This is a genomic window from Microbulbifer sp. S227A (genome assembly GCF_049800935.1).
This window is the reverse complement of the sequence record NZ_JBNAFZ010000009.1, coordinates 154,278-173,857: the sequence shown is the minus strand read 5'-3', so window position 1 is coordinate 173,857 and position 19,580 is coordinate 154,278. Positions and strand designations below refer to the sequence as shown.

General features: G+C 57.0%; 18 protein-coding genes. 13 read left to right on the top strand and 5 right to left on the bottom strand.

Annotated features, from left to right (window positions below):
• The first annotated feature begins 11 nt into the window (after positions 1–11).
• The 3 genes from ACP15R_RS20055 (at position 12) to ACP15R_RS20045 (ending at position 2,266) form a co-directional block, all read left to right on the top strand.
• Complete coding sequence (locus ACP15R_RS20055; protein WP_224868284.1) at positions 12–1,148, top strand: 5-(carboxyamino)imidazole ribonucleotide synthase; 1,137 nt, start codon at positions 12–14, stop codon at positions 1,146–1,148.
• A gap of 264 nt (positions 1,149–1,412) precedes the next feature.
• A complete protein-coding gene (locus ACP15R_RS20050) occupies positions 1,413–1,904 on the top strand; it encodes a hypothetical protein (RefSeq protein ID WP_224868286.1) in 492 nt (163 codons plus the stop codon).
• A 2-nt stretch (positions 1,905–1,906) separates the two neighbouring features.
• Complete coding sequence (locus ACP15R_RS20045) at positions 1,907–2,266, top strand: hypothetical protein (RefSeq protein ID WP_424987915.1); 360 nt, start codon at positions 1,907–1,909, stop codon at positions 2,264–2,266.
• On the opposite strand, the gene ACP15R_RS20040 is transcribed toward ACP15R_RS20045, so the two are convergent.
• Positions 2,238–2,771, bottom strand: coding sequence for a hypothetical protein (locus ACP15R_RS20040; RefSeq protein ID WP_424987913.1), 534 nt, complete (start codon positions 2,769–2,771; stop codon positions 2,238–2,240). The two genes, ACP15R_RS20045 and ACP15R_RS20040, sit on opposite strands and share 29 nt — an antisense overlap.
• 543 nt (positions 2,772–3,314) lie before the next feature.
• On the opposite strand from ACP15R_RS20040, the gene ACP15R_RS20035 reads away from it, so the two are divergent.
• Both ACP15R_RS20035 and ACP15R_RS20030 read left to right on the top strand, forming a co-directional pair.
• Positions 3,315–3,716 (top strand): hypothetical protein, encoded by a 402-nt coding sequence (locus tag ACP15R_RS20035; protein WP_224868289.1) that lies wholly within the window; start codon positions 3,315–3,317, stop codon positions 3,714–3,716.
• Between the two features lie 34 nt (positions 3,717–3,750).
• Positions 3,751–4,140: a c-type cytochrome gene (locus ACP15R_RS20030; RefSeq protein WP_224868291.1), complete on the top strand. Its 390-nt coding sequence runs from the start codon at positions 3,751–3,753 to the stop codon at positions 4,138–4,140.
• A gap of 87 nt (positions 4,141–4,227) precedes the next feature.
• Here ACP15R_RS20030 and ACP15R_RS20025 read toward each other — a convergent pair whose 3' ends face one another.
• Positions 4,228–5,139: a dimethylarginine dimethylaminohydrolase family protein gene (locus tag ACP15R_RS20025; protein WP_077399111.1), complete on the bottom strand. Its 912-nt coding sequence runs from the start codon at positions 5,137–5,139 to the stop codon at positions 4,228–4,230.
• A 192-nt stretch (positions 5,140–5,331) separates the two neighbouring features.
• Positions 5,332–6,579 (bottom strand): Zn-dependent hydrolase, encoded by a 1,248-nt coding sequence (locus tag ACP15R_RS20020; RefSeq protein ID WP_224868293.1) that lies wholly within the window; start codon positions 6,577–6,579, stop codon positions 5,332–5,334.
• Positions 6,580–6,742: 163 nt separating this feature from the next.
• Between ACP15R_RS20020 and ACP15R_RS20015 the strand changes: the two genes are divergently transcribed.
• From ACP15R_RS20015 to ACP15R_RS19995, 5 genes are all read left to right on the top strand, one after another.
• Positions 6,743–7,705 (top strand): LysR substrate-binding domain-containing protein, encoded by a 963-nt coding sequence (locus ACP15R_RS20015; protein ID WP_224868295.1) that lies wholly within the window; start codon positions 6,743–6,745, stop codon positions 7,703–7,705.
• Positions 7,706–7,925: 220 nt separating this feature from the next.
• The gene (locus ACP15R_RS20010; protein WP_224868296.1) at positions 7,926–9,353 is read left to right on the top strand and encodes an aldehyde dehydrogenase family protein; all 1,428 of its coding nucleotides are present in this window, start codon (positions 7,926–7,928) and stop codon (positions 9,351–9,353) included.
• Between the two features lie 53 nt (positions 9,354–9,406).
• Positions 9,407–10,810 carry an APC family permease gene (locus ACP15R_RS20005; RefSeq protein WP_224868298.1) on the top strand — a complete coding sequence of 468 codons (1,404 nt, stop codon included), beginning with the start codon at positions 9,407–9,409 and terminating at the stop codon, positions 10,808–10,810.
• A gap of 176 nt (positions 10,811–10,986) precedes the next feature.
• Positions 10,987–13,314, top strand: a complete 2,328-nt coding sequence (locus ACP15R_RS20000; RefSeq protein WP_224868300.1) for a TonB-dependent receptor — start codon at positions 10,987–10,989, stop codon at positions 13,312–13,314.
• A gap of 38 nt (positions 13,315–13,352) precedes the next feature.
• Positions 13,353–14,768 carry an NAD(P)/FAD-dependent oxidoreductase gene (locus ACP15R_RS19995; RefSeq protein ID WP_224868302.1) on the top strand — a complete coding sequence of 472 codons (1,416 nt, stop codon included), beginning with the start codon at positions 13,353–13,355 and terminating at the stop codon, positions 14,766–14,768.
• A gap of 87 nt (positions 14,769–14,855) precedes the next feature.
• On the opposite strand, the gene ACP15R_RS19990 is transcribed toward ACP15R_RS19995, so the two are convergent.
• Together ACP15R_RS19990 and ACP15R_RS19985 are read right to left on the bottom strand one after the other, a co-directional pair.
• Entirely contained in the window at positions 14,856–15,695 is an 840-nt protein-coding gene (locus tag ACP15R_RS19990; RefSeq protein ID WP_224868303.1) for a helix-turn-helix transcriptional regulator, read from the bottom strand.
• A 30-nt stretch (positions 15,696–15,725) separates the two neighbouring features.
• Positions 15,726–16,265 (bottom strand): gamma carbonic anhydrase family protein, encoded by a 540-nt coding sequence (locus ACP15R_RS19985; protein WP_224868682.1) that lies wholly within the window; start codon positions 16,263–16,265, stop codon positions 15,726–15,728.
• Positions 16,266–16,397: 132 nt separating this feature from the next.
• On the opposite strand from ACP15R_RS19985, the gene ACP15R_RS19980 reads away from it, so the two are divergent.
• The 3 genes from ACP15R_RS19980 to ACP15R_RS19970 are packed head-to-tail and all read left to right on the top strand — an operon-like array spanning position 16,398 to position 19,553.
• The gene (locus tag ACP15R_RS19980) at positions 16,398–18,446 is read left to right on the top strand and encodes a M3 family metallopeptidase (protein WP_224868304.1); all 2,049 of its coding nucleotides are present in this window, start codon (positions 16,398–16,400) and stop codon (positions 18,444–18,446) included.
• A gap of 23 nt (positions 18,447–18,469) precedes the next feature.
• Entirely contained in the window at positions 18,470–18,730 is a 261-nt protein-coding gene (locus ACP15R_RS19975; RefSeq protein ID WP_224868305.1) for a YheV family putative zinc ribbon protein, read from the top strand.
• 16 nt (positions 18,731–18,746) lie between these two features.
• Entirely contained in the window at positions 18,747–19,553 is an 807-nt protein-coding gene (locus tag ACP15R_RS19970; protein WP_224868306.1) for a hypothetical protein, read from the top strand.
• The last annotated feature ends 27 nt before the right edge of the window (positions 19,554–19,580 follow it).

The window sequence follows — 19,580 nt, the reverse complement described above, 5'->3', positions numbered from 1 at the left end:
GTATCGCGGAAATGACATCCAGCCAAGAGCAATCTGCACAGCGTCGTGTCGGTATTGTCGGCTGCGGCCAATTGGCGCAGATGATGGCCCAGGAAGCCCGCCCGCTGGGAATCGAGTTCAGTTTCCTTGCCGAGGGTGGCGAAAACACGACCTGCGTGGAAGGGCTCGGCACCATTGTGCACGCCAGTGAAGGCGCTGATATCGAAGAACTGTACAAGGCGATGGGCAGCCCCGAGGTGATTACCGCCGAGCGCGAAAGTGTGGATGTGGGTCTATTGCGCGCGCTGGAAAAATTCTGCCCGGTGTACCCGCGTCCGGATGCCTTCGAAAAGACCCAGCACCGCGTGCGCGAAAAAACCGCGATCAATGATGCCGGCCTGCCAGTGGCGCCTTTCCGCCCGGCCAACAATTACGATGAAATCTGTGCGGCGGTCAAAGAACTGGGTTACCCGTCCTTTATCAAAAGCTGTGAACACGGTTACGACGGTAAAAATCAGTGGCGTGTGAACAGCGACGCAGACCTCGCCGCAATCGCCGACCAGGTACCGGCGCAGGAATACGTGGTGGAAAAGGGCATCAACTTTTCCCGCGAGGTTTCCCTGATCGGTGCGCGTACCGCCGATGGCAAAGTGGTCACCTATCCGCTGGCCGAGAACGATCACTACAACGGCACCCTGCTGGTATCCACCGCACCGGCGCCGCATGTGGATGAGAAGCTGCAAACCACTGCGGAAGAATACCTGTCCACGTTGATGAACGCCTGGGACTATGTCGGTGTACTGGCGATGGAGTGTTTCGTCAGTGACGATGGCCTGCTGATCAACGAGCTGGCGCCGCGTGTCCACAACAGCGGCCACTGGACCCTGGCGGGCGCTAAAACCAGCCAGTTCGCCAACCATGTGCGCGCAATTCTCGGCATGCCGCTGGGCGAAACCGGCTGCGACCGCGTGGCAGTCATGATCAATATGTTGGGTGTGGATAAAAAGCCAGCGCTGCAGAACGAAGGCGTCTGGTCTTATGGCAAGGAGCTGCGCCCGGGCCGCAAGATGGGCCACGTGATTCTGTTGGACGATACCCAGGATGCCCTGGCTGCGCGTATCGACAGCATGCTGGAAGAGCTTTACGGCCCTAGCAAACGCCCCGCATAAATTTCTGTCTCACAGGGCGGGCAACGTTCGGTTATATCTGGATAATGCCCGCTGTCCTTACCCCCAATCCTCCCTCCCGATAAAGCAATATTTAATTCGTGCCAGAGTTAAATTTATAAATATGAATATTGCTTTTTGCCTCCTTTAGAATCCTCCGTGGTTTACTTTTCAAGGAGGATAAAGTGCCGCAAGCAACGGAAATCATTGATAATCATAATTCGGTAATCAAGTCGACGGCATCCACATTGGCCTCAATGGGCCTCAATGGGCCTCGACAAACTCGGGAATTCGACGGCGAGCAAGCTGATAGCGCCAGCGGTATGGGCTGTTGATTATGCCGTTAATGAAAAAAGGCCAGACGAGCTGGATATCAGCTTGTATGTTCTGGGCTTACTCGCTTGGCCAGCTGCAGTTGCTGCGACTGTTACCGGTCTGATGAAATCCGCAGTAGACGACAATACCGCAATGAAGTTGCGTCAGATACGGGCAGCCGAGGGAGCGCCATATAGCGACTTTATTTTCGCGTGCTCCTCATATTTCTTACATGCACCGAACATCACCGCGCAGAAGATAGCCGCCTTAGGTGGGACCGCATGGCGCCACTCAAATGGGCTTTGGGTTTTTATTGTGGATGCAGAAGAAAATTTTGTGATGGACTACATCCCGAAACAATGGGAGGTCATTTACCAGCCAAAATATCCTCTAGAGGAGAATGCCTACGGTAAATTACGCTGGGATATAAAGAGGAAGTGGTGACTATGAGGCGTATACTTTTAACAGCTTCAATTTCCTTTGGGTTATTAGCTTGTGGCAAGCCGACTGTAAATGATTTCGAGGTGGTTTGCGGAATTTTCGAAAGCATAAGTCGTCAGCAAGATAGTTTGACAGAAGAGACAATGCTGAGAGTTTCTGTGAAAAAAATCCGGGAGCAGCTCGTGGAAGGAAGCCCGGCGAGAAATTCCTGGGAGGCAATAACTGGTGCCCCAACGAGCGAGCGTTACAACTTGTTCAAAGAAGGGGCGGATGCGACCTTAAAGCGCAATTGGGAGTGTCCAGCGATGAAGGCGGTGATAGAGGCATCTGCCCACCCTAGCTTGACGGAAAATCGATCATCCTAGAAACCCCTTGGCACTCACCAATACTTCCATCCGTCGACCGTAGTTTTATAGAAGATAGCGACTTGGCTAATTGCGTTTTGAATGCATAACTTGTGCTGGTGGTTTTTGCAGAAATTTTTAGTCCATGTGCGGCCAGGTCATCTAATAAATATAAATTCCAGATTTGAGCATTGTTCTGTAATTGTTGTTGCATCAAGCAAACTTTTAAGTCTGATTGTGAGCGATAGCATTCCGGTTGTACGTTAAATCCGGTATCTCTTGAACTATTGGGCTTGATTTTACTGACCAGTGTGGGGATATCCGCGTCTTTTTTGTTTGGATTAAAGCACCTGAAAACTAATGACGCTGTGTCATTATCAGGAGACGAATAATTGATTTTGCTATTGAGTATGTTGGTTTTAAGCTCGATTGACCAATTCTTCGGGCTGCTAATCTCATACTCAAAGTTTCCGATTGAAGTTACCGTTAATCCGGCGTGCTCATTTTCGGAGTATGTGGGTAACACGGAATGCTCGGAATAGAATTTAGTATTTTTCGCTATCAAAGCTCGAAGGTTCGACTCAAACAAAAAATATCCGAATGCCGAAGTCAAAAAAATAATAAACATTAAAACGGATATGGCGAAGGACTTAAATTTACGGAAAAAAAGAGTGCCAAGGCCAGCGGCGAAAAACTGATCATGGCTACCAAGTAGCCTTTCTCCACTAAAGCGCCCCCAAGAAGCATGGCGAGATAGCTTGCGCAGGGGTAAATGAAAAAAGCACAAAATCCAGCGATGGACCCAATGCCCATTCTCAGGTGCTGTATTTCCGAATTTTCGCCAAAAAGACGCGATTGCCGTACTGTCATTGGAATAAGGTCTGAATCAGTGTGAGCGGCGAGAGACCGCACAATGATTGGTGCTTAATTTTTGTGCGATTATTTTATCGTTGACGTTATAGGTCGAACAGTATCCTGTGGGTACAGGTAATATTTGTGGCTCAGTATGCCATGTGTATTGTAATTACTCGTGTACTATTGACCTGAAGTTTTTTTCGCTGGGTCGTACATGAAAGAATTTATTAAAAACCTTTCCATCTGTTTTGCCGCCGGCGGTGTAGCGGGCCTGTGCTATGCGCTGGGCTTGTGGGCGCTGGGGCACTACGGGATTACCCGGGCGCTGTCTGTGGATATCGCGCCGCATCTGTCCAATGCCTATATTTACCAGCGTGTTGTCTGGGGTGGCATCTGTGGATTGATTTTCCTGCTGCCGTGGCGCAAAAGCTGGATTAGTCGTGGATTTCTGCTATCCCTGATACCTGCGGGCATTTTGCTGTTGGTAATGCTGCCCATGCGCGGACTGGGTGTGGGTGCACTGGCGTTGGGTACGCTGACGCCACTGGTGATCATCCTGGCCTGTGCCGCGGGCGGCATCGCCGGCTCCGGATGGCTGCGCGCGCAGGGAAAATAACCTCGTACAATTGACTGGCAACAGGGCACAGCATATGAAACGCACATTATCCATCGGCATACTGTTTACGACTCTCTCTCTGGGAGCCGTCGCTTCAGAGCAGGAGACCCGAGACCTGATTGGACTGGGTGCGCTTACCTTTGCCGATAATTGCCAAAAGTGCCATAAGCTTGACGGCTATGGCGAGGAGGCGTTGTACCCATCTCTGCGCAATCCCGCATTGTTGGCAAATAAACCGCTGTTGATTGAGACCGTGTTACACGGGCGCTCGGCACCGCGCCGCAATGGCGGTGAAGAGGATTTGATGCCGCCACTGGAGTTTCTGACGGACCGCGAAGTTTCGGCGATCATCGCGTTTATCACCAATACCTGGGGCGATGAGGTAATAGTGGTGAGTGAAGAGGAAGTTAAGGCGGCGCGCTGAATCGGCTGTGAGCCTTAGTACGGAGCGAAAAATTTTCCAGCAATAAAAAAGGTCGGCCTATGGCCGACCTTTTTTGTGCCAGCCTGCTTAGGCAGGCTTTCTCGCCAGTGGCTGACACATGCAGTGCACGCCGCCGCCACCGGCGGTGATCATGGAGATATCTGGATCGATCACCTGCAGGCCGTGAGCGCGGCACTTTTCTTTCAGTTCGGTGTTGTCGGCGGGTAGCATTACGCGGTCGTTGCCGAGCGCTACCACGTTGACGCCAAGCTCCATCACCTGCGGGTAGGAGATGTCGATAATTTCGAAGTTGCGGTCTTTAAACCACTGCACCAGTTCTGGCTCTACCGCGTCCACACACACCGCGACCAGTTTTTCCGCAAGCGCGGCTACGAGTACATCCAGGTGCAGGAAGTAGGGGTCGAACTGGTAGCCTTTTACTTCCCAGCCTTCTTTTTCGATCCAGCTCTTCATCTGGTTGAAGCCTTGGGGTGAGGTGCGCTCACCGCTGTAGCCACACAGGATGACACCCGGTTCCAGCACCATAAAGTCGCCGCCTTCGAGGCTGCCGGCGGTGATGATGTCGTAAATGGGGATGTCGAGTTTCTGGTAGGTCTTCACTACGTCGACCCATTCGCCGCGGCGCCAGGGGGAATACATCTGGGTAACAATCGGGCCCCACGGGGTCATGACGCTGCTGTCGCGGGCGTACAGCTGGTAGGGGAGGTTGCCGTCTGCGGGCAACAGGTGGGTGTTAACACCGGCTTGTTTGTAGGCGTCGAGCATTTCTTGGTGCTGGCGCTTGGCGACGGTGGCATCGAATTCGCGGCCGAGGCGCACGGAGCGGCGGGAGGCGGCGTTGCCCATCTGCCAGGTGTAGTGGTCGATGGGACCTACCAGCAGGTCGGTCAGCACGCCGTATTCGGAGTCGATGCCCCAGCGTTTGAGGGCCTCGGTGTTGCCGTTGTCTTTGCGGTGTTTGTAGGTGAATTCAGTCATTGTTGGTTTCCCTATTTGTGCGGCGCTGTGTTGGGGCGCGGGGGCGCCCGGGCCGGGGGTGGCTATTCGCGAGACACGCCGTGCACCCATCCCTGGGGGCTCTTCTAAAACATCCCTGTTTTAGAAGGTCTCGCGAATAGCCACCGGCAACAGCGGCTTCGCATTAAATTTTTTACTTCGTAAGTGCGTTCGTTACTCGGCGTTGTTGGCCATCTTCAGCATTGCGTGCAGCAGTACATTCGCGCCCGCCTCCAGATCCTTCGGCTCGGCATTCTCCGCTTCGTTGTGGCTCAAGCCTTTTTCACAGGGCACAAAGATCATGCTGGTAGGTGCGACGCGGGAGATGTACACGGAGTCGTGACCGGCACCTGACACCATCTCTTTGTTGCTGTAGCCGAGGTCCGCGACGGAAGCGCGCACCGCTTCGACACAGCTCTTGTCGAAGGCGACGGCGGGAGAGCGCCATTCGTCGCGGATGTCGTGTTCCAGTCCGGTTTCCTCGGCGACGGTAGCGGCGATTTCGCGGAAGCGCTGGTCCATGGCATCGAGCACTTGCTGGTCCGGATGGCGCAGGTCGACGGCGAGAACGAGTTTCTCCGGCACGGTGTTGCGGCTGCCGGGCTCGACGCGGATATCACCGAAGGTGGCGCGGGCCCAGGGGCCGTGTTCTGCGGCGAGTTTGTACAGCTGGTCGAGGATCTTGTGCAGGCCCATAAACGGGTCGCGACGGATTTCCATGGGGCTGGGGCCGGCGTGGCAGGGCTGGCCGATCAGGGTGAGGTCGTACCAGTTCATGCCCTGCACGCCGCTCAGTACGCCGATTTGTTTTTCTTCGGCTTCCAGAATTGGGCCCTGTTCGATATGCACTTCAAAGGCGGCGGCCAGCGGGCGCGGCTTGGCGGGGGCTGCGCCCTTGTAGCCGATGCGCGCGAGTTCGTCGCCGAAGGTTTTACCTTCCTTGTCGGCGCGGGCGTAGGCGTAGTCGAGGTCGAATTCGCCGGCCCACACACCGGAGCCGATCATGGCGGGGGAGAAGCGGGCGCCTTCTTCATTGGTCCACACGGCGACTTCCAGCGGTGCTTCGGTTTCGATGCCGGCGTCGTTGAGCGCGCGCACCACTTCCAGGCCGGCGAGCACGCCGTAGACACCGTCGAACTTGCCACCGGTGGGCTGTGTGTCTAGGTGGGAGCCGGTGAGCACCGCGGGTAGCTCCGGGTTGTTGCCCGGGCGGCGCGCGAAGATGTTGCCCATTTCGTCCACGGAGACGGAACAGCCGGCGTCTTCACACCAGTTTACGAAGAGGTCGCGACCCTGTTTGTCGAGGTCGGTAAGGGCCTGGCGGTTGCAGCCGCCTTTGTCGGTGGCGCCGATCTGCGCCATCTCCATCAGGGAGTCCCACAGGCGCTGGCCGTTGATGCGCACTTGGCTGGTGTCAGTCATGGGGTCGATCCGCACTTTTATTGTCTGGGAGGGTGTATAGGGTTTAGCACAAGTCTATGGTTTGTTTTTGTGAACACAATTAACTATTAATTGCCACTTTGGTATCTTTTTGGCACCAAAACTAGTCGAACCCCAGTAAGCGGGGTTATTTCCGAGGTAAACCATGGCAGCAGAGCTGAGAAACCTGTCGCTGACATCATTGCGCAGTTTCTACGCGGTGGGCCGCCACTGCCATTTGCGGCGTGCGGCGGAGGAACTGCACGTGTCGCACCCGGCGCTCAGTCGGCAGATCCGCGAGTTGGAGGAGCGGCTGGGCACTGCCTTGTTCCTGCGCAGTGGTAATCGCCTGTCCCTGACCGCGGCGGGCAAGCGTTTGCACCGCTCGGTTGCCGATGCGTTCGGGCGTCTGGAGCAGGGCTTGCTGACGCTGGATCCGGACAACCTTGCCGGCGAGGTGGTGATTGCCGCCACCGCCACCATTGCCTCGCGCTGGCTGTTGCGGATTCTCGCCGAGGTGCAGCAGCGCTATCCCGAGATCCGGCTGCGCCTGACCACCATTGAGCCGCGCGCGGCAAGGCTCGATGAGGAGGCGGATATTGCCATCTGCCTGGGTGAGCCGGATGCGCCGGGGCGCCAGGTGACGCCGCTGTATCAGGAACACTATTTGCCGGTGGCGAGCCCGCAGCTGCTGCAGACGCATGGCCGCGCACTGCGCCCGGCGGATCTGCTGAAGCTGCCGCTGTTGCACGACCGCCAGCAGCAATGGCGCGGCTGGTTCACTGCGCAGGGTGTGGAGTATGCGCCGGCGATCCAGGGCGTCACCGTGGATTATGCCTATCAGGCCATCGAAGCGGCACGCCTGGGTATGGGCGTGGCGTTGGCCGATCGTCTGGAGGTGAGCGAAGACCTCAGCAGCGGGCGCCTGGCGACGGTGATCGAGCGCCCCTACACCATCGGCCAGTTTTTGTATCTGGTGAGCGACCACCACGGCGCCATGCATGACCGCGCGCGCCTGGTGCTCGAGAGCGTGTTCAAGTGGTTGGACACCCGCGGTGCGGCGCTGGCTACCCAGGCACAAGCCCTGCAGCAGGCGCTGTCGCCCACGGCCAAGGACACAGATAGCTGATTGCTAATCGGCATATTTCTGGCATTTCTCTCTGCTTCACCCGAGGTTTCGTATCACCTGTTCAGGTGATACAGGCACACTTGCCCTTGGCGCATACTGAATAATCCTTCAAATAACACAAACAATTGCGCAGTTTGTCCGCCTCGCGGACCTAGACGCTCTCGCTTGCTGCTTCATTAGCTGCAAGCGGCGCGCAGCCGCAGCAACTGAGCCGAAAACGATGCAACACCAGAATAAGCTCTACATCGATGGCAATTGGGTGGAATCGACTTCCGACGACTGGTTGGAAGTGATCAATCCCGCAACCGAATCTGTTATTACCCGCGTGCCCGCCGGCAGTGCCGACGACGTGGATCGTGCGGTGCAGGCCGCATCCCGTGCATTTGATTCTTGGGCCAATACCCCAGCTGTGGAGCGTCGCGCGCTGCTGTTGCGCGCGGCCGACCTGATGCAGGCGCGGGAGCAGGAACTGATAGCGGCGGTATCCGCCAGCATGGGCTGCCCCCAGCATATTGCCGGCTGGTTGCAGGTGGCGGGGCCCATCGAGGCCATGCGCCTGTTTGCCGAGCAGGTAGCCATTACCGAAGAGACCGAAGAGCTCGGCCACTCGCTGGTATGGCGCGAAGCCGTTGGCGTATGCGGGTTTATCAATCCGTGGAATTACCCGTTGCACCAGTTTGTCGGCAAGGTGGGCGCAGCGCTCGCCGCTGGCTGCACCATGGTGGTCAAACCCTCGGAGCAGACACCGCTGCAGGATTACCTGATGGCGGAAATTTTCCACGAGGCCGGCCTGCCGGCGGGCGTATTCAACCTGGTGCCGGGACGCGGCATAGAGGTAGGTCGCGCCCTGTGCGAACACCCGCTGGTGGACATGATGTCGTTTACCGGCTCCACCCGCGCCGGCATCGAAATTGCCAAGGCCTGTGCGCCGACGGTCAAGCGTGTCACCCAGGAGCTGGGTGGCAAATCCCCCTATATCGTCACCGCGGATTGCGACTTAACCGCGGCGGTGCGCTATGGCGTCGACGACGTGATGATCAACAGCGGCCAGACCTGCACCGCACTCACCCGCATGCTGGTGCCTCGGAGTCGTATCGACGAGGCGCTGGACATTGTGCGCACGCGCGTCGCCGAGATCGAAGTGGGTATGGGTGAAGCTGCGTTTATGGGCCCGGTTTCCTCTCGGCGTCAGTGGCAGCAGGTTCAGGACTATATTCAGATTGGCATGGACGAGGGCGCAACACTGGTGTGCGGCGGCCTCGGCAAACCGGAAGGGCTGGAGCAGGGTTATTTTGCGCGGCCAACCGTGTTTGCCGGTGTGACCAATGACATGCGCATCGCGCGCGAGGAAATTTTCGGCCCGGTACTGTGCATCATTGCCTACGATGACCTGGAGCAGGCGGTGGCGATCGCCAACGATACGCCCTACGGGTTGTCTTCCGGTGTGTTCGCGAAAGACAACACCGCCGCGCTGGCCATCGCGCGACGCATTCGCGCGGGGCTGTGCTTTGTTAATGGCGGCGAGTTCAATTACCAGGCGCCGTTTGGGGGCTTCAAACAAAGCGGTAATGGCCGCGAGTTCTCCCACCACGGTGTCGAAGAGTTCACCGAAATCAAATCCGCACAACTGGGTGTGCCTGCAAGCTAAGGCACACTCCGGCAAACACTGAACAACAACATAAAACACGCGGGAGAATCTCCGTGACAGAAGTAGCCGTCAAAAAGAATCTTGGTAAACGGGACATGATCCTGTTTACCGTGTCCGCCATTTTGCTGGTGGATACCCTCGCCGCCACCGCCGCCATCGGCACCTCGAGTATTTTCTGGTGGCTGTTCCTGGGTGTGTTTTTCTTTGTGCCTTTTGCGCTGGTATCTGCCGAGCTGGGCTGTGCCTACCCGGAGAAAGGCGGTATTTACGCCTGGGTGCGCGATGCCTTCGGCGGCCGCTGGGCGTCGCGGGTGAGCTGGAGCTACTGGGTCAATGTAGCGATCTGGATGCCGGCGATCTTTATTCTGTTTGCCGGCGTAGCCAAACAATTGTTCTGGCCGGACATGACCGTCACTGCACAGATTGTACTGGGCGTGGTGCTGACCTGGATCGCCGTCGCCGCCAACGTGGTCACCCTGAACGTGGGCAAGTGGGTGCCGAACATCGGCGCGATTTTTAAAATACTGATTTTTGTTGCGATCATTGTCGGCGCCGGGTTTTACGCGGCGGAAAACGGCCTCGCCAATCCGATTACACTGGATAGCATCAAACCGAACCTGAGTGACAGCCTGCAATATATTCCCGCAATCATTTACGGCATGCTCGGTTTTGAGTTGATCAGCGCAAGCAGCGATGAAATGCGCAACCCCAAGCGCGATGTGCCGCGCTCCATCCTGATTTCCGGTGCCATTATTCTTGCCCTGTACACGCTCGGCACCATGGCAATTCTCGCCGCGATTCCCGCACAGGATATCGACCTGGTCGAGGGGCTGGTGGACACACTTCGCCTGTTCTTTGCGCCGCTGCCGTTTGGTGATGCGTTGGTGATGGCACTGGGTATTGCCGCGCTGTATAGCTTTTTCTCCAATGGCGTTACCTGGGCCATCGGTGGCAACCGCGCCGCTGCAGAAGCAGCCGAAGAAGGCGAACTGCCGCGTGCTTTTGCGATCAAAAGTGTCACCCGCAATACGCCGGTGGGCGCTGCAATATTGATGGGCGTCATGAGTACCGTAATCCTGGTGCTGTACGGTTTTCTGGTGGATTCGAACGAGGACCTGTTCTGGTCACTGTTCGCATTTAGCGGGGTCATTTTCCTGCTGCCCTACGTGGGTATGTTCCTGGCGTTTGCGAAAATGCGTCGCGTAGATGGCGAGCGTGAGCGTCCTTTCCGCGTGCCGGGCAACCGCCTGTTTGTGCGTGCGCTGACCCTGTTCTGCGTGGCAATCCTTGCCGGCAGTATCTTCCTGTTTATTTACACTCCCGGTGAGGGTGTGCAATGGCCGGTGCTGATTGGTTCCTTCGTGACCCTGCTGCTCGGTGAGCTGGCCATCTTGTGGGCCGAAAAACAGGGGCGCCGTCAGCCGCCGGTAAATTCGGCAATGCGCGCAATGCTGTAACCCGCAAACGCTTCGCTTAGCTACAAAAACCCGCTTTTTTGCGGGTTTTTGTGTTTGTTGTGTCTTGCCGGCGATCCCTCGTACACCTCACCCGTTGGGGTGATAGCCGAATAGTTGTTCGGTTTTTATAGTCTCCCTCAACATAAAACCGATAATTTTTTTAAGGGGAGATCGTCATGGAAATGTCGAACCGTTCCAGCCGACGTTTTGCGAAAAACACACTTGCGGTCGCCATCACCGGCGCATTTCTTTCGACACTTGGTGTGACCACCAGCGCGTTTGCCAACCAGATCGAAGAAGTTGCCGTGACCGCGCAAAAGCGCGAACAGTCGGTAAATGACATTGGTGTATCCGCCAACGCGTTCAGCGGCGAAATGATGCAGAGCCTGGGTATAGACAGTGCGGTGGATCTCGGTGCGCATACGCCGGGTCTGGTGACTGTGAACTCCACCTCTGGCGGCACCCCGGTGTTTGCCATTCGCGGCATCGGCCTCGATGATTTCAGCCCCAACAACAGCAGCGGTGTGGGTATCTACACCGATGAAGTGTTTGCCAGCAATCCATCCTTCCTCGGCGGCCAGCTGTTCGATATCGAGCGCGTCGAAGTACTGAAAGGCCCGCAGGGTACCCTGTACGGCAAAAACACCACCGGCGGTGCGATTAACTTTATCAGTGCCAAGCCCAGCGACGAATTTGAAGCATTTGTGGATGCGGGTATCGGCAATTACGGCGCCCACGAGCTGACCGGTGTGGTGAGCGGTGCTATCAACGGCGAAGTCCTCGGCCGCTTGAGCCTGAACATGTCCAAGGCCGATGGCTGGCAGGAAGACGCGCAGACCGGACGTGAGTTCGGCGGTGTGGATCGCTCCGCGGGGCGCGGCCAGATCCTGTTCCCGTTTGCGGATAACGGTGAGGCCGTGGCCAAGGTCTATTTCAGCAATGACAAATCCACGCCGGTATCCCCGCAGGTCAGTGGCCTCGGCGAAGCCTTCGGCGACCCGTCGTTCGATGTGCTGAACAGCAGCGATGACCCCACTCTCGTCAACGTTGGCGATCTGAAAGTTGCCCGCGACGAATCCGGCTACGGCGCCTCCCTTAACTTGAGCTACGGCTTCGAAACCCTGGATGTGGTTTCCATCACCGCATTCGACGCTTACGACCGCAAAGTGGTGGATAACTACGGCGGCTCTTCGGCGGCAATTCTGGACCTGTATCAGGACAACGAAATCAGCCAGTGGTCTCAGGAATTGCGCCTGGTGAGCAACGGTGATGGCCGCGTTACCTGGGTGGCCGGTGTGAATATTTCCGAAGACACCGTAAAAGTGCACGACGTATTCGACGATTCGTTCTTCGTGACCGACTCCGTCGCCAGCACCTTTGTGCTCGATCCCGCGGATGTGAGCGTGCAGGGCTGGGATTTGCTCACCGCGCAATACGAACAGGTCACCAAGTCCTGGGGGGCTTACCTGCACACCGAAACCATGCTGACCGATTCACTGAACCTGATCGCCGGTGTGCGCTACAGTGCCGATGACCGCACCTTCGATGGTATTTCTACCAATCACGACGATATTTATTCCTTCAACGACACCATTGCCGAACTCGACGACAGCACCAGTGAAAATGCCGTAACCGGCAAACTGGGACTGGACTGGCAGGTAAACGACGACTTCCTGCTCTACGCCAATGTGGCTAACAGCTACAAGGCCGGCGCTTACTACGGCGCGGCGATTCTCGATGACATCAGCTGGGCTTATGTGAAACCGGAAAAGGTGCTGTCCTACGAAGCGGGCTTTAAGGCCACCCTGTTTGATGCTTCGCTGCAATTGAACGGTGCCCTGTTCAGCCTCGACTACACCGACCGTCAGTCACTGGTCACCATCATCGTTGATGACTTCAGTAATTTCCTCGAATTCCCGGTGGCCGATACCACCCTGGTGAATGTGCCGGAATCCAAGACCAACGGTTTTGAACTGGACCTGCACTGGCTGCCCACCGATAACCTGACCGTTATGGCCGGGGTTGCCTTCCTCGACAGCGAAGTTACCCGCGCGCCGACCACTGCGGGCATGCGCGGTATCTCCGCCGATGCTTCGGTGAACGATGCTGCGGATGGCGTGGATCAACTGTTTGTGGATGCACTGGCAGCACCGCTGCCCGCGGGTGCGTCACTGTCGCAGGCGCCGGAGTGGAGCTACAACAGTTTGCTCGCCTACGACCTGCCGCTGGCTGAGTACAACCTGCGCCTGCAAACCAGCTACACCTACAGCGATGAAATGACCGCTCAGCTCGCAGACGCCAATGCGCTGTCCGGCCCGGTACATTCTTGGGACGCAGAAGCAACCCTGAGTGACGGAGACGAACGCTGGCAGCTGAGCGGCTGGATCAAAAATATTGAAGACAGCAGTGCAGAAACCTATGCGTTCTCCAGCTTCGCGGGGCGCTCCTACTATCGCCAGGCACCGACGACCTTCGGGGTATCGGTTCGCTACAACTTCTTCTAATTACAGACCGGCGATAGATTGGTTGATGAGAGATAATTATGTGTGATGAACAAGCCAGGGCGGATGCTCTGGAAGCGTTACAGGGCACAACCTTTTTTCCCTACTGGCTCGACGCGCCGCAGCGACCGGCGGATGAACCGGCGCTGCAGCGCGCGCTGAACTGCGATCTGCTGATCGTTGGTGGCGGCTTTACCGGTTTGTGGGCTGCGGTACAGGCAAAAGAGGCAAACCCCGAGCGCGACGTGGTGCTGATCGAAGCCAACAGTATTGCCATCGGTGCCTCCGGCCGACCGGCGGCGATTCTGTCCACTTCGGTAATGCACGGCCTGGCCAATGCCCAGCGATTGTTTCCGGAAGATATGGAAACCCTGGAGCAGCTGGGTAAGGACAATCTCGACGGTTTCCGCGAAACCATCGAGCGCTACGGTATCGATTGCGATCTGGAATGGGGCGGCGAACTGACCGTGGCGATCGGTGACGAAGGCCATGAAGATATCGAAAAAGAGTACAAGCTCTACCGTCACTACGGGCACGACGCACACCTGCTGGATCGCGATGCGGTACAGCAGGAAGTGAACTCGCCGTTGTTCAATGGTGGGCTCTGGTCCAAACAGCGCAGCGGCACCGTGCACCCGGCGAAGCTCGCCTGGGGACTGAAACGTGTCGCCGCTGAGCTGGGTGTGCAGATTTACGAAAACACGCCCATGGTGAGCAACCAGCAGAACAAACAGGGTGTGCTGGTAAAGACACCGCAGGGCCAGGTACAGGCAAACAAGGTCTTGCTGGCAACCAATGCATTTGCCGCGGGCAACCGCAAAATTCGCAACCGCGTAGCGGCAATCCGCGATCGTATTGTTGTCACCGAGCCGCTCAGCGAAGAGCAGATGGCATCGATTGGCTGGCAGAACCGCCAGGGTATCTACGATACCCGCACCCAGCTGAACTACATGCGCCTTACCGCCGATAACCGTATTTTGTTTGGTGGGCGACTGGATTACTTCTTTGGTAACAATACCGATCCCACAGAAGATAAAAAGGCGGATCCGTATCTGCGCCTTGTGGATAACTTCTATCGCACCTTCCCCACCCTGCGCGGCATTCGTTTCAGCCACGCGTGGAGTGGGCCGATTGCACTCACCACGCGGATGGCGGTGCACTACCAGTCCTATCACGGTGGCAAAATGCTTTACGCCGGTGGCTATTCTGGTTTCGGTGTGACCGCCACGCGCTTCGGCGCGCGGGTGGCTCTGGCGATGCTAGACGACAAGAAAGTGCCCGAGCGCAATTTGCAGTTTGCGCGCACGCAACCGGCATTTATTCCGCCGGAGCCCTTCCGCTGGATTGGTGCCAAGATCACCATGTATGCGCTGGATACCCTGGACGAAAAGGGTGGCTGGCGTATTCCCTGGGTGCGCATGGTGGAAAAAATGGGATTCCCCATCACGCAAAAGTAAGTTTGTGTTTCCGAGTGTGAAATCGTTTCCGCACCGCCGCGTCGCGATTTGTATCGCGACCTGGTCAGGTGCGGTTTTTTATGCCGATTATTTTTCCAGGCTGGTCAGCGGGTCTGGATCGCCGCTGGAATGGTGGCGCAATGCGCTGATAAACAGATAAAACAGCTCTGACTGGGAGGTGACATCGAGCTTGGCATAGATGTTTTTGCGATGGGTTTTTACCGTATCGACACTGGCATCGAGTCTTTCCGCCATCGACTTGATGGAATGCCCGCGCATGGTCAGGTGCAGCACCTCGCACTCGCGATTGGTCAGGCGCGAGCGGCCAAAATTTTCCAGCGCGCTATCCAAACGCGTGCCGAAACTTTCTTTGCCAGCTTCCGCCGCCTCATAGCTGGTCATCCATTTTCTGAGAATGTTTTCTACCAGCGGCGTCAAAGAGCGCAGCACCGCCATTTCCTGATTGGAGAAGCGCCCATTGCCCAGGTCGCGCGCGCGGCCAATCGACAGGCTGGCAATGGTGCCATCGCGGCCGCCTACCAGATAACAGGCTTCGTCCCCGAGGTTGGCTTCGCGATAGTACTTGCGAAAATATTCCGTGTGCGAAAAGGCATCGGGCGCGACTTCGCGCAGGAAAAACAGCCCCTGTTTTTCTTCATCCACCGCTGCGCGATAGAACGGATCGAACAGGTAAGCGCCCTCTACGTAGCGATCCACCTGGGTGCTGGGCTGTTCGTTGGCGAGCAAGCGGTGATGGGCAATTTCCGGCGCACTGCCCGAGGGGTACAGGATCGCCATACTGCTGTTGCCATGTACCAGCTGTTCGGCACCGCGCAGCAGTTCATATACCCGCTGCGAATCCGACTCACAATCCAGCAGGTTACTGACGCACTGATGCCAGTGGAATAAATCCGGAGTAACACTCATGCAGCACACCTGCCGGGCCGAATTGCCACTTTAGTCTTTGGCCAGATATTCATCTTTCAACTTCACGTAGTTGCCCGCAGTGTAGGTAAAGAAGCTTTTTTCTTTTTCAGACAGCGGACGTGCCTGTTTGGCCGGGGAGCCCACATACAGGTAGCCACTTTGCAGGCGTTTTCCCGGCGGCACCAGTGCGCCGGCCGCCAGCACCACTTCGTCTTCAATCACCGCGCCATCGAGGACGATGGCACCGATACCAATCAACACACGGCTACCGACGGTGCAGCCATGCAGGCAGGCCTTGTGACCGATGGTGACATCGTCACCGATGGTGAGCGGCCAGCCGCCCTCGTTGAAGTCACTGGCGTGGGTGATATGCAGCACCGAGCCATCCTGCACGCTGGTGCGGGCGCCAATGCGCACCCGGTGCATGTCGCCGCGCACCACCGCCATGGGCCACACGGAACTGTCGTCGCCCAGCGTCACATCTCCGATCACGCAGCTCTGCGGGTCGATAAACACCCGCTCGCCGAGGTTCGGCGTATGGCCGCGGTGTTCGCGCAGGTGTTCGTGCATGGAAGCATGGGGTAAATCCGGTTTGGGCAAGGCTGACCTCCGCTTGGGCAATCCACTAGAATAGGGGGCATATGTTAACCCGTCCCCGCGTTCATCGCCCCTGTGATGGCCGCCCATCGACAAGGAATTCCGATGTCAGACACTTCCCTCGACAACCCGTTGCTGGGTGCACCGGTACTGCCGCCGTTCGACACGGTAAAGCCCCTGCACGCGGAGCCTGCCGTCAGCACGCTGATCGTCAAGTGCCGCGAACAGCTGCGATCCTGCCTGGAAAGTGCCGGAGATAGCCCTACCTGGGACGCCACCATGGCACCACTGGAGGAGGTTCAGGACCAGCTGAGCAAGGCATTTTCGCCGGTATCGCACCTGAACAGCGTGTTGAGCGGCGACTGGCGTCAACCTTATGAAGAGTGCCTGGCCAAGGTAACCGAGTACTGGACCGAACTGGGTCAGAACCCCGAACTGTATGCCGCCTACCGCGCGCTGGCCAAAGCGGAAGATTTCGCCAGCTGGCCGCAGGCCCGCCAGCAGGCAGTGCGCCACGGGTTGCGCGATATGCATCTGGGCGGCGTGAGTCTCGAGGGCGAAAAACGCACGCGCTACGCCGCGATCAGCAAGCGCCTCGCGGAATTGAAGAGCACCTTCGCTAACAACGTACTGGACGCTACCAATGCGTGGACCCTGAATATCACCGAGGCGTCCGAACTGGCAGGTATCCCGGATTCCGCACTGGCGCAGGCCAAGACGTTGGCGGAGTCGAAAAACCAGTCGGGCTGGTTGCTCACCCTGGATGGCCCCTGTTTCCTCGCGGTGATGACCCACGCGGAAAATCGCGATCTGCGCCATCGTGTGCACTTCGCGTTTATTACGCGGGCGTCGGATGTCGGTCCCAATGCGGGCGAATTCGACAATGCCAATGTGATGGCAGAGATTCTTGCGTTGCGCGCGGAACAGGCGCATCTGCTCGGCATGCAAAATTACGCCGAGCGCTCGCTGGCAAGCAAGATGGCCGGCTCCACCGAGGAGGTGGAAACCTTCCTGCGCGACCTGGCCAAGCGCGCCAAGCCCGCCGCGGTGAAAGAATTTGCCGAGCTGCAGGCGTTTGCCACCAGCGAGCTGGGACTCGATACCCTGCACCCTTGGGATGTGGCCTGGGCTGCAGAGAAACTCAAGCAATCCCGCTACGCCGTCAGCCAGGAAGAGTTGCGCCCGTACTTTCCCTATCCCAAGGTGCTCGCCGGCATGTTTGCGGTGGTTGAAAAGCTGTTCGGTGTCGTCGCGGAACGTGATGACAGTATCCCCACCTATCACCCGGACGTGCAGTTTTACTGGGTGAAGCGCGGTGGCGAACCCATTGCCGGCTTCTATCTCGACCCTTATGCGCGCGAGAAAAAACGCGGTGGGGCCTGGATGGACGATGCGCGCGTGCGTCGCCAGACGATTGCCGGCTTGCAGTTGCCGGTGGCTTATCTGGTGTGTAATTTTTCTTCGCCGTCGCAGGACGCCCCCGCGCTGTTGACCCACTACGAAGTCACCACCCTGTTCCACGAGTTTGGCCACGGCCTGCACCATATGCTGACGCGCGTGGATGTGGCCGCGGTTTCCGGGATCAATGGTGTGGCCTGGGATGCAGTGGAATTACCCAGCCAGTTTCTTGAGAACTGGTGTTGGGAGCCGGAGGCGCTGGCGATGATCTCCGGCCACTATGAGACCGGTGAGCCGCTGCCGCAGGCGTTACTGGATAAAATGCTGGCGGCGAAGAACTTCCAGTCCGCGATGTTTACTGTGCGCCAGTTAGAGTTTGCGTTGTTTGATTTCCTGCTGCATTCACGCCCCGAGGGCGCCAATGCCGAGGAAATCCAGCGCCTGATCAACGAGGTGCGCGCACAGGTATCGGTGGTGCCGGTCTCTCCGGAAAACCGTTTTCAGAACAGCTTCAGCCATATCTTTGCCGGCGGATATGCGGCGGGTTATTACAGTTACAAATGGGCCGAAGTGCTGAGTGCCGATGCCTTCTCGCTGTTTGAAGAGAGGGGTATTTTCGATCCGGAGACCGGCGAAAAATTCCTGACCACGGTGCTGGAGCAGGGGGGCAGCCGCGATGCACAGGAAATTTTTGTGGCGTTTCGTGGCCGTGCACCGAAAATAGACGCACTATTGCGTCACTCGGGTATAGAATAACCCGATAGTAGTAGAGGTATCCCTTGAGCGACGAAACCAACAAGCCCACCAAACGCCGGTTTATTGCCGGCGCCGTCTGTCCACGCTGTAGCGAGATGGACAAGATCGTCAATTACAAACTGGGCGATAAGAATTATCGTGAATGTGTGGCCTGCGGTTTCAAAGATGAAATTCGACTGCAGGCCTCGGTCCGGGAATTGGACACCCGGGTCAATCAAACCGAAGACAGGGAAGTGGAAGAAACCGCGGTGAAGATTCTGTTGCCGCCGTCTGAAAAAAAATAACCAAAACGATTTCCACGTGAAAAAGCTCCTTTCCTTGATCGCCGTGGCGATTACCCTCGTTGTCGCGAGCCTGTACTGGCTCGACCACCAGCGCCAGGTGCGTGAACAGCAGCAGGAAATGACCGCGCACCTGATTACCCGCTGTGTAAATCAGGGGCTGTTGTCACTGTTTGTACTGCAGAGCAATGACTGGGCAAAACAGCCCAAGCTCCTGGATGTCGAGACCCGCCGGTTAAAACAACAGACACAGGCCCTGCCGGATGCCATTCTTGTCGGCAAGCCCTTTGCTGACTGGCAGGCTGCGCTTGAGGTGTGTGATCGATTGACGGAAAACAGTAATCGACTGCACAAAACCATTTTCCATCCGCTCACAGATATGGCGAAAAAAGACATCTGGGAGTTGGGCACGGCCAAGAGTGCGCCTTTCCAGGAGCGGCGCAAAAAAGCGATGTACCGCAGTAAAACTGCCGCAGATGCAGCGGATCAGTACATGCAGGAATTAGAGGTGGATGTAAAACACTGGCTGGATGTCAGTCGTATGTCGCCTGAAGCGCGCGCCCTCGCCGACCAGCAATTGCGCGATTTTATTTTCCAGAAGTATCACAAGGGGCGTTTCAGTAAACGCCGTGTTTTGCAGTATTTGGAGCGCCAGGAAGCCTTTTATCAATTGCTCACCGACAATACCAGAGGGTTTACACTCCGCGGTGGCAGTCTGTTTTTTTACAATAAAGCCCTGCACCGAAAGGTGGACGACCTGAATCGTTCCCTGATGCATGGTGAGGCAGATTTTTTTGCCAGCTGGCGACAAATTGTTGTGCAGTGATGTGTGTCGATGCGAGAGGCCGAGAAG

Bases quoted from the DNA above. Each gene is read 5' to 3' on its own strand.
- ACP15R_RS20055 (WP_224868284.1), top strand. From the start codon at position 12: ATGACATCCAGCCAAGAGCAATCTGCACAGCGTCGTGTCGGTATTGTC.
- ACP15R_RS20050 (WP_224868286.1), top strand. From the start codon at position 1,413: ATGGGCCTCGACAAACTCGGGAATTCGACGGCGAGCAAGCTGATAGCG.
- ACP15R_RS20045 (WP_424987915.1), top strand. From the start codon at position 1,907: ATGAGGCGTATACTTTTAACAGCTTCAATTTCCTTTGGGTTATTAGCT.
- ACP15R_RS20035 (WP_224868289.1), top strand. From the start codon at position 3,315: ATGAAAGAATTTATTAAAAACCTTTCCATCTGTTTTGCCGCCGGCGGT.
- ACP15R_RS20030 (WP_224868291.1), top strand. From the start codon at position 3,751: ATGAAACGCACATTATCCATCGGCATACTGTTTACGACTCTCTCTCTG.
- ACP15R_RS20025 (WP_077399111.1), bottom strand. From the start codon at position 5,139: ATGACTGAATTCACCTACAAACACCGCAAAGACAACGGCAACACCGAG.
- ACP15R_RS20020 (WP_224868293.1), bottom strand. From the start codon at position 6,579: ATGACTGACACCAGCCAAGTGCGCATCAACGGCCAGCGCCTGTGGGAC.
- ACP15R_RS20015 (WP_224868295.1), top strand. From the start codon at position 6,743: ATGGCAGCAGAGCTGAGAAACCTGTCGCTGACATCATTGCGCAGTTTC.
- ACP15R_RS20010 (WP_224868296.1), top strand. From the start codon at position 7,926: ATGCAACACCAGAATAAGCTCTACATCGATGGCAATTGGGTGGAATCG.
- ACP15R_RS20000 (WP_224868300.1), top strand. From the start codon at position 10,987: ATGGAAATGTCGAACCGTTCCAGCCGACGTTTTGCGAAAAACACACTT.
- ACP15R_RS19995 (WP_224868302.1), top strand. From the start codon at position 13,353: ATGTGTGATGAACAAGCCAGGGCGGATGCTCTGGAAGCGTTACAGGGC.
- ACP15R_RS19990 (WP_224868303.1), bottom strand. From the start codon at position 15,695: ATGAGTGTTACTCCGGATTTATTCCACTGGCATCAGTGCGTCAGTAAC.
- ACP15R_RS19985 (WP_224868682.1), bottom strand. From the start codon at position 16,265: ATGCACGAACACCTGCGCGAACACCGCGGCCATACGCCGAACCTCGGC.
- ACP15R_RS19980 (WP_224868304.1), top strand. From the start codon at position 16,398: ATGTCAGACACTTCCCTCGACAACCCGTTGCTGGGTGCACCGGTACTG.